The organism is Rubripirellula reticaptiva (genome assembly GCF_007860175.1).
GTDB lineage: Bacteria > Planctomycetota > Planctomycetia > Pirellulales > Pirellulaceae > Rubripirellula > Rubripirellula reticaptiva.
This window is the reverse complement of the sequence record NZ_SJPX01000005.1, coordinates 386,050-402,604: the sequence shown is the minus strand read 5'-3', so window position 1 is coordinate 402,604 and position 16,555 is coordinate 386,050. Positions and strand designations below refer to the sequence as shown.

The 16,555-nt window shown below is 55.4% G+C and carries 13 protein-coding genes; 9 read left to right on the top strand and 4 right to left on the bottom strand.

Annotation, left to right across the window (positions count from 1 at the left end; translation table 11 throughout):
* Positions 1-5: 5 nt before the first annotated feature.
* The 4 genes from Poly59_RS22630 to Poly59_RS22615 all read left to right on the top strand — a co-directional run bounded on the left by Poly59_RS22630 (position 6) and on the right by Poly59_RS22615 (position 5,885).
* The gene (locus Poly59_RS22630; RefSeq protein WP_246151863.1) at positions 6-2,501 is read left to right on the top strand and encodes a PulJ/GspJ family protein; all 2,496 of its coding nucleotides are present in this window, start codon (positions 6-8) and stop codon (positions 2,499-2,501) included.
* 6 nt (positions 2,502-2,507) lie between these two features.
* Positions 2,508-2,969, top strand: a complete 462-nt coding sequence (locus Poly59_RS22625) for a hypothetical protein (RefSeq protein ID WP_146536384.1) — start codon at positions 2,508-2,510, stop codon at positions 2,967-2,969.
* Between the two features lie 211 nt (positions 2,970-3,180).
* Positions 3,181-4,464, top strand: a complete 1,284-nt coding sequence (locus Poly59_RS22620; RefSeq protein ID WP_146536383.1) for a 6-phosphofructokinase — start codon at positions 3,181-3,183, stop codon at positions 4,462-4,464.
* Between the two features lie 236 nt (positions 4,465-4,700).
* Positions 4,701-5,885: a 3-keto-disaccharide hydrolase gene (locus tag Poly59_RS22615; RefSeq protein WP_146536382.1), complete on the top strand. Its 1,185-nt coding sequence runs from the start codon at positions 4,701-4,703 to the stop codon at positions 5,883-5,885.
* Between the two features lie 277 nt (positions 5,886-6,162).
* Here the strand turns inward: Poly59_RS22615 and rsmA are convergent, their stop codons facing one another.
* Together rsmA and Poly59_RS22605 are read right to left on the bottom strand one after the other, a co-directional pair.
* Positions 6,163-7,071, bottom strand: coding sequence for a 16S rRNA (adenine(1518)-N(6)/adenine(1519)-N(6))-dimethyltransferase RsmA (rsmA, locus tag Poly59_RS22610; protein ID WP_146536381.1), 909 nt, complete (start codon positions 7,069-7,071; stop codon positions 6,163-6,165).
* A 94-nt stretch (positions 7,072-7,165) separates the two neighbouring features.
* The gene (locus tag Poly59_RS22605; protein ID WP_146536380.1) at positions 7,166-7,759 is read right to left on the bottom strand and encodes a riboflavin synthase; all 594 of its coding nucleotides are present in this window, start codon (positions 7,757-7,759) and stop codon (positions 7,166-7,168) included.
* A 219-nt stretch (positions 7,760-7,978) separates the two neighbouring features.
* Between Poly59_RS22605 and eno the strand changes: the two genes are divergently transcribed.
* From eno to Poly59_RS22585, 4 genes are all read left to right on the top strand, one after another.
* Positions 7,979-9,265: a phosphopyruvate hydratase gene (eno, locus tag Poly59_RS22600; protein ID WP_146536379.1), complete on the top strand. Its 1,287-nt coding sequence runs from the start codon at positions 7,979-7,981 to the stop codon at positions 9,263-9,265.
* Positions 9,266-9,358: 93 nt separating this feature from the next.
* Positions 9,359-9,910 carry a hypothetical protein gene (locus tag Poly59_RS22595; RefSeq protein WP_146536378.1) on the top strand — a complete coding sequence of 184 codons (552 nt, stop codon included), beginning with the start codon at positions 9,359-9,361 and terminating at the stop codon, positions 9,908-9,910.
* Between the two features lie 224 nt (positions 9,911-10,134).
* On the top strand, positions 10,135-10,359 hold the full coding sequence (locus tag Poly59_RS22590) for a DUF1289 domain-containing protein (protein ID WP_146536377.1): 225 nt from the start codon (positions 10,135-10,137) through the stop codon (positions 10,357-10,359).
* A gap of 134 nt (positions 10,360-10,493) precedes the next feature.
* Positions 10,494-10,724 (top strand): hypothetical protein, encoded by a 231-nt coding sequence (locus Poly59_RS22585; RefSeq protein WP_146536376.1) that lies wholly within the window; start codon positions 10,494-10,496, stop codon positions 10,722-10,724.
* Between the two features lie 222 nt (positions 10,725-10,946).
* Here the strand turns inward: Poly59_RS22585 and Poly59_RS22580 are convergent, their stop codons facing one another.
* On the bottom strand, positions 10,947-12,923 hold the full coding sequence (locus Poly59_RS22580) for a hypothetical protein (RefSeq protein WP_146536375.1): 1,977 nt from the start codon (positions 12,921-12,923) through the stop codon (positions 10,947-10,949).
* 322 nt (positions 12,924-13,245) lie between these two features.
* On the opposite strand from Poly59_RS22580, the gene Poly59_RS22575 reads away from it, so the two are divergent.
* Positions 13,246-14,247 carry an aldo/keto reductase gene (locus Poly59_RS22575; RefSeq protein ID WP_146536374.1) on the top strand — a complete coding sequence of 334 codons (1,002 nt, stop codon included), beginning with the start codon at positions 13,246-13,248 and terminating at the stop codon, positions 14,245-14,247.
* On the opposite strand, the gene Poly59_RS22570 is transcribed toward Poly59_RS22575, so the two are convergent.
* The gene (locus tag Poly59_RS22570; protein WP_186776455.1) at positions 14,229-16,532 is read right to left on the bottom strand and encodes an efflux RND transporter permease subunit; all 2,304 of its coding nucleotides are present in this window, start codon (positions 16,530-16,532) and stop codon (positions 14,229-14,231) included. The two genes, Poly59_RS22575 and Poly59_RS22570, sit on opposite strands and share 19 nt — an antisense overlap.
* Positions 16,533-16,555: the final 23 nt, after the last annotated feature.

Here is a 16,555-nt window from a genome sequence, read left to right as displayed (position 1 = left end):
CCGTGATGAATAAAATGATGATTCAAAAATTGAAATCACCCACGGCACTGTCAACGAAGACGCTGTCAAAGTTGACATTGTCGCGTGGGGGCCGAATTGGTGTTCTAGTTCCGCTAGCGTTCACGTTGGTTGAGTTGTTGATTGCGATGACGATCACGTTGCTGTTGATGGCAGCGATGGCAAAGTCGTTCGGCGTGATTGGCAAGTCGATCCAAGTTGGACGCAGCCAGGTGTCGCTCAGCAGCAAACTGCGTTCGGTTAGTTTTCGCATCCGTACCGACCTTCGGTCACGGACCGCGGAAATCAACCCGCCGCTTTCGTCGACGGCGGGCAGTGGTTACTTCATGTACTACGAAGGCCCACTGACCGAGCAATCGATGGCTCTGTTCGGTGCTCGCCCCGAACGAAAGCTAAGCTCGGGCGTCGTTGTCAATGAATTTACGCCAGCCGACGGTCCAGCCGGAACGGCAACGCGTGATCCCCAGTACAACAATTCGAATGCGAGTGCGACTTATCGCCAACACGGAAGGCTTGGGGATTTCGACGATTACATCGCGTTCACGACCGAAGCGTCCGGCGACCAGTGGTTCACCGGAAAAGTGCCAGCGTACTTGGTCGAAGATGGGCTGACGGGCGCCGCAGCGATGGAGCCGCGAGTGATCCGTTCCAAGTTCGCCGAAGTCATCATGTGGGCATCGCCAGTCTGGGAAGTCGATTCGGCGACCAACTTGTTGCAGGTCGCGACTCATGCCAACGGTGGAATGCCGTTGTATCGCGACAAGAACAACGACTTCATTCCCGATCGCATCGTGCTGCACCAACGCACGCTGTTGATTCGCCCGGACCTGAATGCCGTTCGTTCTGTCACCAATGGTGGCGGAAATGCATTCACGACAAACGTGCTGCGTCCTTGGAATGCGGTTGCGAACCCCATGTCCGTGCCCGCACCGCTTGAACGTTTGTATCCGATTGGTGTGACCAACAACGGCACATCGCCGCTGTACCCGAATTACGCCGTGACGACCAGCGCGACGGACAACCGCGACATGCTGACCAGCAATTGGTTGGTTGGGATGGCACCGCTGCATCACTTCTATGACCTCTCGTTGCGACGAGTGATCGACCCCGAAACAGGCCAACCGACCGGTTTTGTCGCAGCCAATTCGATGGCTGATCTGGTTCAGCCTCACAATCGGTTCGGGCACGTTCGTTACCCCGGTCGCTATTTTGGCCGCGGCACTTTTGGCACCGGCGATGACGCAACATCGATGCCGTTATTGGCCTTGGGGTGGAATGATCCCATTCTGACATGGCAGGGTGCGTCGGATCCTCGTGCAGTACCAGCCGTTGCAACGGCACCCGCATGGTTCCCAACGGGACAACCAAGTCCCAAAACACTCAACGCCGGTGGCACACCGAACTCGCGAACGGGACTGTTCAACGGTTGGTTGTTGCCAATGTTTGAACTTGGCGATCCCAATCCTGTGGGGACCAGTTTTGGCGAGCACTGGGAACGTGAATACTTGGCGACGGCAGACCCGCGATGGGACCGCACCGGCGAAGACATTTTGACATCGAACGTGTTATCGTTTGACATTCGTGGATTCGATCCGACCGCACCGGTTTTCATCACGGGCGGACCCGACGGTGAGCCGGGTGTTTCAGGCTACGATGACGATACCAGCGGCTCGTCGGACGAAACGGATGTGATCGCTGGGCCAATCGCTCAGATTGAATTCGGGGCCGCCGGCAGCGATGATGTTCTGGTCGGGGTCAATGACCTTGCGATCTACGATGTGATGGGGCAACCGATCATCGATCCACGTCGGTCGTCGACGTACTACACCGGTACCGCCCCGATTACTGGTTTGAAAGTAACGCTCGGATCGCGTGGGGAGTTTGTCGATTTGGCTTACCCGATGCTGGCCGGATCAACGCTAAGAGAGCGTTACGCAGAATCGATCGCTGTTGGTAGCGGCGAAGTTGCATCGCCACCGCTTACCGGAATCACACCGGTCGCGCGTGTTGCGACCAACTTCAATTTGTTCATGCAGTCGGCGTTTTCGGGGTTGCCGCTAGAGCAACCATCAACCACCGCAGGCATGAATTCATTGAAACGAAGCGGTAAGCTGGTTCACTCGGCCACCAACGGAGCAATCTGTTTCTTTCAGCCGGCCTATGATACTTGGACCGACGGTTACGAAACCGATGGGTTTGACCAAACGCATACATTGGCAGGTCAGGTTCGTGGTGCGAATTTGATGGGGACAACTTGGGTGTTGAACAATCCAGCCAGTGCAGGTGCGGCTCCCACGCCGCGATTGGTTGCACCAACGCCTCAGAATCTGATTCAAGTCGATACCGGACGTTGGGTGCCAAGCGAACCCGAAACTTCGCCGCCGTTCCCAACTCCTTTGGAAGCGATCAGTGTGACGGTTCGAGTGATGGATCCGTCAAGCGAAGAGATGGCTCAGTTCACCGTTGTAGAAGCATTGGAGTAATCTCGAGTGCGTTCGTTGATTTGGTGCTTGCTTGGCTTGGCGGTGGGTTATCGATTGTGGTCGCTAACCGGATCGATGGTTCAGCCGGCCGCTGAGATTCAATTCGATGCGCCGGTGGCGACGAAGACATATGACGCACGTGCGCTCATTGGTGTGGATGCGGGCCCAGACGGATTGCCAGGGATCGCGCTCGTGGATGACGGGTTCAACGGGATCGTTGATGATGCCGTCGAACTTGGTGCCACCGGCAGCGACGACCGATTGATTGTGCTGTCCGAAGCGGCGTACCAGGCCGATCCTGACGTGCTGCCGCTAGTCTTGCAACGCGGTGCATGGCTGGACGCAAGCGGCGAGCCCTCGGTCGATGAATACGGACCACCAAGCCGGCAGTTCTTTCAAGGTCACAATGACGCCGGTGTCTGGGAAGTGATGCGGCAGTCCGGCGGATCGGTGGTTCCTGCTAACTAGCTCGCTGCACGTCTGATACCAACATTTGGTTCCAAACTTAGTCAACGTAGATTGCCTGATTGGGATTTGTCCCCCAATTAGTGCTGTGTTTCCCCTGCGGGGGCTTTAGGGGGCCGTCGGCGGCGTTGCGGGATCCTTTCGGTAAACACGTCTGGCACGTAAAATCCTCGCTTGTGAATGATTCTTTTGCACCCTTTGATCACACGACGATATGCCTGACTCACCCAATTTTGACATCAAACGCGTTGCGATCCTGTTTGCGGGTGGACCGGCTCCAGCCGCCAACGCTGTCATTTCGACTGCGGCTCATTCGTTCCTCGAAGAAGGCGCTCAAGTCTTCGGGATCAAGCACGGCTACAGCCGACTGGCTGAGTACACCGCCGCCGGGCCGCTGCAAGAAGGCACCGATTACATTCGTTTCACTCACGAAACGTTGACCAACGCCCGCTGCAGTCGCGGCATCATGATCGGCACCGCTCGCACCAACCCAGGCAAACATGTTAGTTCACCGGAGCACTTGAAGGATTCTGCTTTGGTCGCGCCGCTGCGCCGCGTCTATGAAGGTTTGTGCTCGTTAGAAGTTGACGCACTGATCTCGATCGGTGGCGACGACACGTTGAAGACGGCCAACAAGATCAAGATGTTCCAAGACAACTTGCCCGCAGGTGCTCGCAAGTTCCCCGTCATCCACTTGCCGAAAACGATCGACAACGATTACTCGGGGATCGATTTTACGTTTGGTTTCTTCACGGCGGTTGAAACGCTTGCCGAAGAAATTCGCAACCTGAACTACGACGCCGCAGCCGGTCGGGCGTACTTCCTTTGCGAAGCGATGGGCCGAAGCGCCGGATGGTTGGCTTATGGTGCTGCGATCGCTGGCGAAGCATCGATGGTGTTGTCGGTCGAAGATATCACCGGCAGTTTGGCGGAAACCGAAGTCATCAACGTTGAAACGGGTGCGACTCGCAAGGTCATGGAAATGGACCGCGTGATCGATCGCATGGTCGACATGATGTTGGCTCGCGAACGTGAGGGCCGCGAGTACGGAACGATCGTGGTTGCTGAAGGCATGGCTGAATTCTTGCCGTCGAAGTACTTGGAAGGCGTCAGCCGAGATGACCACGGTCACATCAACATCGCATCGATCAACTTTGGTGCAATGATGGCGTCACTGTTGGCGGATCGTTACAAAGAGCGATCGGGCAAAGTTCGCAAGGTCAACGGATTGCAGATGGGATACGAAGCCCGTTGTGCTCAGCCGCATGCCTACGATGTGATGCTGGGTTCGCAATTAGGCGTCGGTGCCTATCGAGCACTCGTCGAAGAGAAACTCAACGGAGTGATGGTTTCGGTTTCCGGACAATTCAACCTGCACTATGTGCCATTCGAAGAATTGGTCGATCCTAAGACGCTGGTGACCAAGGTCCGTTACATCGAAACGACCAGCGATTTTCACCGGTTGGCTCGGTTCCTAGAAACCTGCGTCGACAGTTGAAAATCGTCGGCTCTGAGTTCAGGTCTCGTTTTCGATCGCCTACCCGGGAACTGCATTACGACAGCCTGCGGGTGGGTCCGGAACAGGTGGGGCCGGAACGGTGGTGATGGTTTTGAGCCTCGATATGGGGCTTTTGCACATCGCCAAATGAGCCCGAGTGTCGCGGGCTGGTTCTGGGTGATTAGAATAGGCGGATTCTTTGTCCTGCCTGTTTACCCACCCTTGAAGAATCCGATATGCGTCGTCATTTCTCTGCGTTACTGATTGCCTCTACGCTTTCCTCGCCGGTATTCGCCGCCGACGCGGTAGCGAAGCCCGAAAACAACGGCAAGGGGCCTGCCTACACGGCGCCACCCGCCGACGATGCGAACTATCCGTTGCTGGGCGAGTTCGTCGGCGAGATCTCGACCGGTGACGACGAAAAAGAAACCATTGGGCTGCAGATTCGTCCGGTGGGCGGCGACAATTTTGACGCTCTCTCGTTCACTGGCGGGCTTCCCGGGCAACCTGAATTTGGTGGCGAGCCGATCCGATTGATCGGTCGTCGTAGCGGCGACATGGTGGTGTTGTCCGGCGGTCCATGGGCAATGTTTGTTTCCGCCGAAGGCTGCACGTTGGTCGACCGCGAAGGCACCAAGCTCGGAAAGCTAGAACGCATCACGCGAACCAGCCCGACAATGGGAGCACCTGCGCCCGAGGGTGCGACGGTCTTGTTTGACGGAACCAGCGTCGACCAGTTCACCAACGCGACGATGACGGACGACGGACTGTTGATGGCGGGCGCGGATCTGGAACCTATGTTTCAGGATTTCAATTTGCACGTCGAGTTCCAACTTCCCTACATGCCACAGGCGTCGGGACAAAGCCGCGGCAACAGTGGTCTGTATTTGCAAAGTCGGTACGAGTGCCAAGTGTTGGACTCGTTTGCCCAGGATCCTGTCTTCAACGGTTGTGGTGCGTTGTACCGATTCAAGAAGCCGGATTTGAACATGTGTTTTCCGCCGCTGACTTGGCAAACCTATGACGTCGTCTTCACATCGCCTCGCTGGGCGTCGGACGGCACCAAGATTCGAAATGCGCATATCACGTCATGGGTCAACGGAGTCAAGGTTCAAGACAACGTGCCTTTGCCAGCACAAACGGGCGCTGGCAAAGACGAAGCACCAACGTTGCTGCCGATCAAGTTGCAGGACCACGGTGACCCGGTCCGCTATCGCAACGTATGGTTGATCGATCGCGGCTTGACCATGGTGAACTTCCCGGTCGAACCGACCGCCGAACAACTCGCTGCAGCGGAGAAAGCGAAGGCCGACAAGGCTGAAATCGCAGCAGCTGAAAAGAAGGCCAAGGCCGACGCAAAGAAGAAAGCCGAAGCCGATGAAGAAGCCCAGAAGGAAACCGACGCGGGCGAGAAAAAGTAATCTCGCTGGTCATTCCGTATTCAGGTAGCGAAACTCGCCGAGAGTTTCTTTCGGAAATGAATCCGGCATTCGCAAACCCAATGTCACCCTCCCGTTCCTAGGGAGGTTTGGACGCTGTAGCGGCGGGGAGGCCGTTCTCAAAAACCTCTCCGGCCGCTACCGCGTCCGACTCTCCCAGAGGGAGAGTGAAATATTGCCAACTTGTTTCGATGCGGTTTGCTAATCAGCTATTTACTAATCAGCTATTTTCTAATTAGCTAGACGCTGACGATTGTCGCTAGGCATTGAGTTCAGCTTGACGCAGTGCTTCGGCGAGTTGTTGGATTTGAGTGACGTCTAGTTCTTCTGCTCGGGCCGTTTCGCCGTGGCCAAGCGACTGCAGCACCTTGTCGACTTGGTTCTTGTCCAGTCGTCCTTTGAACGCACTGATCACGACCGAACGCAAGTACTTGCGGCGGTGGAAGAACAAGGCTCGGACGGTCGTGTGGAAGTGATTGATGTCTTCGAACTTTGCCCGCCGCTCGGGTTTGTGATCCAGCCGAATCACCGCTGAGTCGACATTCGGGCGAGGCCAGAATACCGTCGGCGGCAAGATCCGCACGATCTCGGCATCGCACAGCGATTGAATCCATACGCTCAGTGCGCCGTAGTCTTTCGATCCGGGCCCCGCGATCATTCGGTCGCCAAGCTCTTTTTGGATCGTCACGACGATCACATCGGGCGCCGGAGTCTCGTGCAGCAAGTTGCTGATGATCGGCGTAGCGACGTTGTAGGGCAGGTTGGCGACCAGCAGGAACCGAGCCTTTTCGCCGATACGAGCCATCGCATCGCGAATGTTCTCCATGATTTCGGGGCGCAGCGTGTTTTTGTTCTTTAACGCGTCGCCGTGAATCATTTTCACGTTCGGTCGGCCAGCCAATTCTTCGCTCGCCATTTGGTGCAAGTTGTTGTCGATCTCAACCGTCAACACGGCACCGGCTTGATCGCTAAGTCGTGTCGTCAGCGATCCGATCCCTGTGCCAATTTCCAGCACTACGTCGTCCTTGCGGATCTCGGCCGACCGAGCGATCAAGTCAACCAAGTTCAAGTCGATCAGAAAATTCTGGCCAAAACGCGAGACCGGACGCAGCCCCGCTGCGGCGAGTCGTTTGGATAGGTAAGTCGCGGTTTGGCGTGGCTGGTTCATGGACGGGGGACAGTTTGAGTAGGTGTTGGTTTGGAAAACGGAAAGTGGAGGAACGCCCAGCGTTGATTTGCTACTTGGAGGTAGGCGTTCAATCCTAGTCGCGATTGATGACGGCTCGCTCGACGTACTTGGCCAACAGGTCGGTTTCTAAGTTGACTCGGTCGCCGACCTTTCGGTTTCCTAGCGTCGTGACGGTTAGGGTGTGGGGGATCAAGGCGACCGTAAACGTGTCTTCGCTCACGTCGACCACGGTCAAACTGATCCCGTCGATCGCGATGCTGCCCTTCGACGCGACTTGTGATGCCAAATGCCGGGGCATACTGAACCGCAGATTAGCCCATGGCGGATCGTCCACCCGCTCGATCAGAATGCCGACCGCGTCGATATGTCCTGACACATAATGGCCGCCCATTCGATCGCCGACGGCCAGCGATCTTTCCAGGTTGACTTGGGATCCGACTGTTTGTTCACCCAGATTGGTGCGAGACAACGTCTCGGCGCCAGCCTCGAAATCCAGATTAGTCCCGTTGATCGCGACCACGGTCAGGCAGCAGCCGTTGATACAGATGCTGTCGCCAATGGCTGCATCCTCTGCCACTAACCCGGCGTCAACGGTGAACCGTTTGCCCGGATCCTGGTTCAAGACATTGACGATCGTGCCAAGCGTTTCGACGAGTCCGGTAAACATAGACGGGTGGGTGGGGGTGTGAGGAATTGGAAAAGGCGATTTTGCGGGATAGCAGCATGGATCCGGATAGGAATTCTAGACGAATTCGTTCGCCCTGGACCTAAACATCGCCTCTAAAACCTATCGCCCTACTCCTAGCCAGTTTGGCAGCGATGCTACAAAATGCCAGCCCGGAATGAACCAAACACTTTACCCTTTCCAGCTATCACGAGACCTCTCATGACTTTGATCGAAGCCATTCACGCCCGCCAAATTCTCGACAGCCGCGGTAATCCGACGATCGAATGCGAAGTCCTGTTGTCGGACGGTTCGCACGGACGGGCTGCCGTGCCCAGCGGTGCCAGCACCGGGATGCACGAAGCGTGGGAACTGCGTGACGGCGACAAGAACGTGTTCATGGGCAAAGGCGTTTTGACCGCGGTTGATAACGTCAACGAAAAGATCGCCGAAGCACTTGAAGGCATGGACGCAACCGACCAAGCCGGCATCGACCAAGCGATGATCGAAATGGACGGCACGCCGAACAAGAAGAACTTGGGCGCCAACGCGATCCTAGGTGTTTCGCTTGCCACCGCACACGCTGCGGCCTCGTGCACCGGACAACCGCTGTACCGTTACCTCGGCGGTGCGGGTGCTCGCATGTTGCCGGCCCCGATGATGAACATCATCAACGGTGGCGAACACGCCGACAACAACGTTGACGTTCAAGAATTCATGGTGATGCCATTGGGTTTCGAACGATTCAGTGACGCACTTCGCTGCGGTACCGAAATTTTCCACAACCTGAAAAAGGTGTTGACCGAAAAGGGCTACAACACGGCCGTTGGTGACGAAGGTGGTTTCGCACCTGACTTGAAGAGCAACCAAGAAGCACTCGACGTCATCATGACGGCGATTGACAAAGCGGGTTACAAAGCTGGCGAACAAGTCTGGATCGCATTGGACGCTGCTTCGACGGAATTCTACGACAAGGATTCGAAGACCTATTCGATCGACGGCAACAAGATGTCGGGCACCGAAATGGTCGACTTCTTGGCCGGTTGGTGTGACAAGTACCCAATCTGCAGCATCGAAGACGGCTGTGACGAAGACGACTGGGACACTTGGAAGAAGCTGACCGACAAGATTGGCAAAAAGGTTCAATTGGTCGGTGATGACTTGTTCGTCACTAACGTTGATCGCCTGCAACGCGGGATCAACGAAGGAATCGCGAACAGCATTCTGATCAAGGTCAACCAGATCGGAACGCTGACCGAAACGATCGACGCGATCCAGTTGGCTCACCGCAACAACTACACTTCGATCAGCAGCCACCGCAGCGGCGAAACCGAAGACTCGACCATCGCTGACTTGGCAGTTGCTTTGTCGACGGGCCAAATCAAGACGGGTTCGGCAAGCCGAAGCGATCGTATGGCCAAGTACAACCAACTGCTCCGTATCGAAGAAATGTTGGGCGACACGGCACAGTACGGTGGTCCCATCTTCGCTGCCAAGTTGGGCAAGTAGAACGCGGGATTGAAGGTCGCAAGGTGCGGTATCTGATAAGATGAAGCGGCGTCTGCCGCTTTGTCTTTTATCCTTAACCGTGTGGTCCTTGCCATGAACGATTTGCTTGCCGAGCAGCCTTGGATCGTTTCAATGATGCTGGCGTTGGTAGGTGGGGCACTCGTGTACGGGTGGTTGCAAACCGGCAAGAAGCCTGCGGCGGTTATGGGTGGCATCGCATTTGCGTTGATCCCCGTAGCGTTCATGGTTGCATCGAACTGGGAAACCGATCGCGAACAAATCGAAGCATTGATCTACGAAACGGCTGACGCCGTCGAGCGAAACGATTTCGAACGTGCCTATCAAATCATCGGCGACGAAAAAGCCGAAGCAATGGCCCGGCAAGAGCTGCCTCAGTTCGAATTCACGATGGCCAAAGTCAACAAGTTGCGATCGATTGTGATGATCGAAGGAGCGTCGCCGAAAGAAGCGGACGCGGATCTTTCGGTGAAAGTCGACGTCAGCACCAAGCGTGGTGGCGTCAAGAATATTCGCGTGGTGCGAGCTTTGCAGTTGCGTTTTCGCAAAGAAGGCGACCGTTGGCGAGTGGTCGAATATCGACACTCCCCGATCGCCGGCGGCCCCGACCAATTCTCGACGCCATAGTTAGTCATTGCCGGTCGAGTCTCAAAAGTTCACGAGATCGTACGCACATTGGTTCGAGATTTTACTCTCCCTCTGGGAGAGTCGGACGCAGTAGCGGCCGGAGAGGGTTTTTCATGTAGCCCTTCCAGGCCGCTACTGCGTCCGACCCTACCGCGGGGCGGAGGGTGGTTTTGAGCATTATCAATGGCAAAGTTGTTTCCCATCAGACCTAACGGAATGGTTGCGTGCCTGAGTCAACATCGTCGCCTGCGGATGATCCGTCCCCATCCGAATCTGAGTCTGAGTCGCCGTGCATCAACGTTTGTGCTATTGGCATTAGTGGCGTTTGCCTGGGTTGTCACCGGACGTTGGACGAGATCGCGGTCTATTCGCAATTGACCAGCGACCAGCGTCGGGCGGTCAATCTGCGGGCGATCGAGCGTGGCAAATGTGATGGTTCTGACACTTGATCGGGCGGGTTGATTGATCGCTTCAATCGCTAGCAGTGGAACGGCGCTGGAATCGGTGCCGCGGTTGGCGTTTGAGTGCCGATGCAACCCAAAGCGGTAATCCAAATCCTGGTTCACTCATCGCATGGCGGTCAATGGCAATGCAAGTTCAACCCGTTTCACCCGAGCGTTTGGTCGCACGAATGGCTTTGGCCGAGGTGCAAGAGTTTCTGGCAGAACTTGAATTGGCGTCCACGTCACGAGACGCTGCACGGTTCAAGAACTTGGTTTTCCAGCTCGGAAGTCTTGAACTAGCCATTGAAATGGCAGGTGGCCCAGCGTTTCTTGAAGCCCGGCGAGACTCTGACGTTCGAATTGCCGCGTGATTACGACGGCATTTCTGATGATGCTGGCGGCAATCCGCGTCGCCTATCAAAAAAGACAAGCCAAGCCGTGATAGCGATCTGACGTATTGCGGACTGCCAGCTTGCGCAATGGCAAACGCGTAGGCGTTGAACCCGCGCACAAAAAAAGGGCCGACGATCCAGTGGAACGCCGACCCTTTTCAGTCGTCTCAACAAGTCACACTTGGTGACCGAGAGGTTAGGTTAGCAACCGCAGCCACAATCGCTGGCAGGTGCACCACAGCCGCAGCCGTTGCCGGCATTTGCCGAGCCACTGCCGTTGCTGATAACTTCGTTCGATGCACCGAAGCCGCTGCTGACGGGAACTTGAACTTCTTGCGGGACCATGATGGTCGTGCAAACTTGAACTTCCTTTTCAACTTGGACTGGGACACACACGGTGTAGTCTTCGGTCTTCGTTTCTGGCACTTGGTCAACAACGGTGACGGTGTAAGGAACTTCTTCGGTGACCGTATCGAATTCGGTGACGGTGTAGTCACGAGTCTTCGTGGTCGGAACCATAACGGTAACGTTACGAGTACGAGTTTCGCTCTTCATGGTCGTTTGTGGGACCATGCGAGTGCGAGTTTCGGCAACCATCTTGCATACGACTTGATCGCGGCTGCGAGTTTCGGTCGTGTAGCTGGTGCGGTTTTCGGTACGGGTACGTTGCTCGGTGCGAGTCTTGTTGACCAGGTACTCTTGAGTACGTTCTTCTTGACGGCACTTTTGGATCGCAACTTGGCGAGTGCGTGTTTCTTGACGAGTCTTCGTCACAGGAACGCTGCGAGTGCGAGTTTCGGTGCGAGTCTTCGTGACAGGAACCATACGAGTCTTGGTTTCGCTACGGTACTTGGTCACGGTGACAGGACGAGTGCGAGTTTCGCAGCGAGTCTTGGTGACGTTGTACGAGTAAGGAACTTGGACTTGTTCAGTCTTGTAGGTCGTGTAAGCGACTTGTTCGGTGATCAGGTTTGGAACCCAAACTTGACGTTGAACGATGGTCGTGCAAGGAGCTGGTGCAGGTGCACCGCATCCGCAACCAGCGTCAGCAACAGGTGCTGCGCCGCAACCACAGTCGGCAACAGGAGCCGCACCGCAACCGCAATCAGCAACAGGAGCAGCTTCGCAGCCACAAGCAGCAACAGGAGCTTCGCAACCACAAGCAGCAGGTGCACCGCAACCACAGTGGCTGGCGTTGTGACGACCCAACAGGCCGCCCAATAGGCCGCGGAACAATCCACGACGACCGTTGCTGCTAGCTGCGTTTCCGCTGGAAAGCGACGAAGTTGGAACTTCAACGCTTTCGCAAACGAAGCTGCCGAGGTCCTTGGTAACGTTGCGGAACGATGTGACTGGAACGCGTTGGCAAACAGTCTTGGTTCCGGTCATCGTTTCAGTGTAAGGAACGTTGACGTTGTACGAAACTTCGCTAGTTTCGGTGTAAGGAACGTTGACCGTGTAAGTTTGTTCAACTTGTTCGGTGTAAGGAACGTTGACGGTGTAGGTCTGTTCGACGTTCTCGGTGTAAGGAACCGTAACGGTGTAGCTTTGCTCGATCGTTTCGGTGTAAGGAACGCTGACCATGTAAGTTCGCGTTGCCGTTTCTGTGTAAGGAACACAGACGCTGTAAGGAACTTCAACTTGGGTCGTTACAGGAACTTGAACGGTGTAAGGAACTTGAATGGTTTCCTTAACGGGAACGTTCACGGTGTATTCTTGTGCGACTTGAGTCGTCACTGGAACTTGGACGCTGTACTCTTGCGTCGAAGTCGAAGGAACCATTTCGGTGTACGTCTGAGTCTTAGTGACTTGACGTGGCACTTGCTTGGAAACGGTACGGCTGCGTGTTTCTTCGCGAGAAACGTTGTTCATGACGGTGAAGCTACGCTGACGCGTTTCTTGCTTCATTTCCGTGACCGTGACCATCTTCGTTTCGGTCACTTGTTGAGGAACCATGACCGTTTGGGTCGTGTACGTTGGTCCACAAGCCGAGCCACTCATGCCATCAGCAACGACAACTTCGCCAGCAACAGTACCGTCGGCAACAGCCGCGGCGCCACAAGACGAACAACCGACATCGGCCGAAGCCGGCGCAGCGTCACAGCACTGTGCGAATGCTGGTGTGCTGCCGAGTGCAGTAAAGGCGAGAGCGGCGAACGAGAAATACAACTTCTTCACAGGGGGAAATCCTTAGAGGGGAGAGAAGGTACAACACGAACAGCCGCATTGACCTTGATGTTTTGATCTAGCAAAGGCTAGTCGCGCCCCCCGCGTCATCAACAAAGTTCGGGTATACAAATGGGAATCAGTCTTAAAGTGTCGGGATTGCATAATCCGTAGTCATTGGATCGGTTGTCGGGATTGCGCCGAAATTGCCAGTTCCGTCGGTCGAACTCGTTTTGCAGGTTTGCTTCGTAAAGTTTGCCTGATTTGCCGGGAATGTTAGACTCAATTTCGAGGTCACTTGATTAACGACTCCCTTGTCACAGCTAGGTCAATCATGAAGTTCAATCCGTCGCGTTATGATTCGATGGTCTACCGTCGTTGCGGTAATTCTGGCTTGCGGTTGCCGGTAATCAGCTTGGGCGGTTGGCAAGGGATCGGAAGCTATCGTGATGCGGATGAATCCAAACGCATCTTCTTTACTGCGTTCGACCACGGCATCACGCACTTTGACTTTGCAAACAACTACGGCAACCCGGCGGGCGCAAGTGAAGCGTTGTTCGGCCAGATATTGACCGAGATGCCACGCCACGAACTGGTCATCAGCAGTAAGGCCGGATACCCGATGTGGCCTGGCCCCTACGGTGATGGTGGCGGGAAAAAGTACTTGATCGAGTCTTGCGAGCAATCGCTGAAACGGTTGGGCGTTGATTATGTCGACATTTTCTATTCGCATCGCGTCGACCTCGAAACACCGCTCGAAGAAACTCTCGGCGCTCTCGAGACGCTCGTTCGGCAGGGCAAAGCGTTGTACACCGGACTGTCAAACTATCCTGATCCCCGTTTTGCCGACGCCGTTGCGGTGATGATCGCCAAAGGCTGGTCGCCGATCACGATTCATCAGCCTCGGTACAATCTGTTTGACCGCGCCGCCGAATCATCCGTGTTTCCGACGGCAGCGCGAAATGGCGTCGGAGTGATTGCATTTTCACCACTTGCCCAAGGATTATTGACGGCACGGTACCTTAGTGGGATCCCGTCTGATTCGCGTGCGGCGATCAATCAAGGCAACGGCGCGATTGATTCGGGGCGGATAACTGACAAGCGGTTGCAACAAATCGCCAAGCTGAATGAGATCGCGAATCAACGTGGGCAAACGCTAGGCCAGATGGCACTGTCTTGGATCTTACGAGATCAGCGCGTCACATCCGTATTGACTGGGGCCAGCCACCCGGAACAAATTATCGAGAACATCGCCTGTTTACAGCAACTGGATTTCGCCGACGATGAACTTGTCGCAATTGATTGGGTCGCTATCGATCAAGCGTGCGCCGACTGATCCAGTGGCGACGCGATCTCGGCAACATGCCCGGCACCAACCAGGCACGGCAATAGTGTCAGGTTCACGATCGTTCCGATCGCAAGCGTCGCTGCGATCAAGTTGCCGAAGGTAGCCGTCGGCACGAACTGGCTGGTCGTCATGGCACCAAACCCGACGACCAATGCAATTGTGGCTAGAACGACAGCGGCACCAATGTTGCCTGCCGCATGAATGGCGCTGTCGATCGACGAGTGACCTCTGCGACGCAGTCGTTGAAATGCCGATAAAAAGTGTACAGAGCCGTCGATCGATAAACCAATGGAGACTGCGGCGATCATCGCCGCGCCCATGTTGATTTTTCCGCCCGTCAGTCCGACGACCGCGAGCACCAAGAAGACGGGTAGCAGATTCGGCAACAATGCCAGCGTCGCTAGCCTTAGTGACCGGGTCGCGACGATCAACAGTCCCCAAACCAAAACGCCCGAAGCGGCAAAGCATCGCCATTGATCAACGATCATCTGCCCGACCAATCGAGCCATCATCACGTAGTAACCCGTGACTCGCGCCGCTTTGCCGACTTCGCTTGATGCGACCACTCGGCGAACTTCGTCAATCAACGCAGTCTTGCGCTCGGCATCCAGGTGTTCTTCGCTGCGCAGCATGATGCGTAACTTTCCGGGCTCACCATCGGCGGAATCCGACAATAACGCAGCGAAAAACACGGGCATCGTCGCACTCATTCCTGATAGTCTTGTCGATGGAGACACTAATTTCAAAATTCGCACCTTCATCGCTACCGAGTCGGCGTCTGCCAAGCTAATCACTTTGGTTAGTTTTGCACCGTCGATCTCTATTCCTCGCAAGTCGTCTTCCAGGCGGCGAACTGACTCCAGGTATTCTTCGCTAAGATCCTTAGGTGTGTCCATCACGATGTCCCAGACTCCGGCGCCGCCGAAGTTGGATTCGACGTGGCCATAGTCAATCACGATCTCGCTGTCGGGGCGAAAGTTGTTCAGAAAACTCGTTTCAACTTCGGCACGGCCCATTCCCAACACCACAAAAATCACGCACACGATTGTCACGCCGATGACCGCGGTGCGGTGGTGCACTGACCATGACGCAACAACCAAGCCGGTTCGGTGCAGGAAATGATTGACACGCGTCACTATTGGGTTGGCGGCTGGTTTTCCTATGTTGGGAATCATCAATAATGTCGGAGCGAACAGTGCCAACGAAACGAAGACGGCGATCGAGGCGATGGCAGTCATGATGCCAAATTGAGCAACGGGTAAAATGCCTGACACCGCTAACGCCGCAAATCCGGCCGCATCAGTCATGCATGTCCAGAAAATCGGTACGGATAGTCGGGCAAACGTCTTGGCCAGCGCCGCGGGGCGACTTTTGCCTCGGCGGATGCTGGTTTGAAACCGCACGCCTAAGTGCAAGATGGCAGTGACCGTGATGACGGTCACGATCGCTGTCAAAATGGTCGCCACCAGTGACAGCTCAATACCGGCGGTGAACATGATTGCCTTGGTGATGGTGACCGACCAAGCGATTGAGATTGCCGCGAGTGTCACCAACCGCATGTCGCCCAACGCGATTAGCAATACGATCGACAATAAGACAATTGTTGTGATTTCCAGTCGTTTACCATCTCGCTGGATCAATTCGAATCCGTCATGCACCAGTACCGGTTCGCCGACCAAGGCGACGTCACCGATCGCATCATCGGGTTGGTCGTCAAGTTCAGCAGCGATTGATTTCAGTGAGTCGATCGTCTGCCGCGTGTGGTCACGTTCTAACATGGCAACAACGGCGGCTCGTTTTCGGTCAGCCGAATGCGTATAGCCAGAAAACAGGTTCATAAAACCTTTCGCTACCGGATCCGAGGACTTGAACAGCGCTACGGATTTTGAAAACAACGACCCCGGACGAAGTTTCTCGACCGCTCGGTTCAGTACCGCCGGCGACAGCACCCCGGCGACGCCCGGCAGGTTGGCGATCTGATTCGAAAGAGCCTCGTTTCGTTCTAGACCTGCGGTTGTTTCAAACTCGGCGTCCTCGTAAACCAACATCACGACTTCGTTGCCACCGAACGAGTCTTCGAGTTCTCGGTAGCCGATAAGGGTTGGATCGTCGGCCGCGAACATGGCCCGAATGCTGCGATCAAAATCGACTTGCCGTGCGAGGGGAAAGGAAATCGCGGCAGCGATCACACCAACCAACGCCAACACAAAACGGTAACGAACCACCATCTGTGAAAGTTTTTCGGCTTTACTGCGCGGCAATGGCTGATTCACTATGATGGTCGAACTTTGTTCAG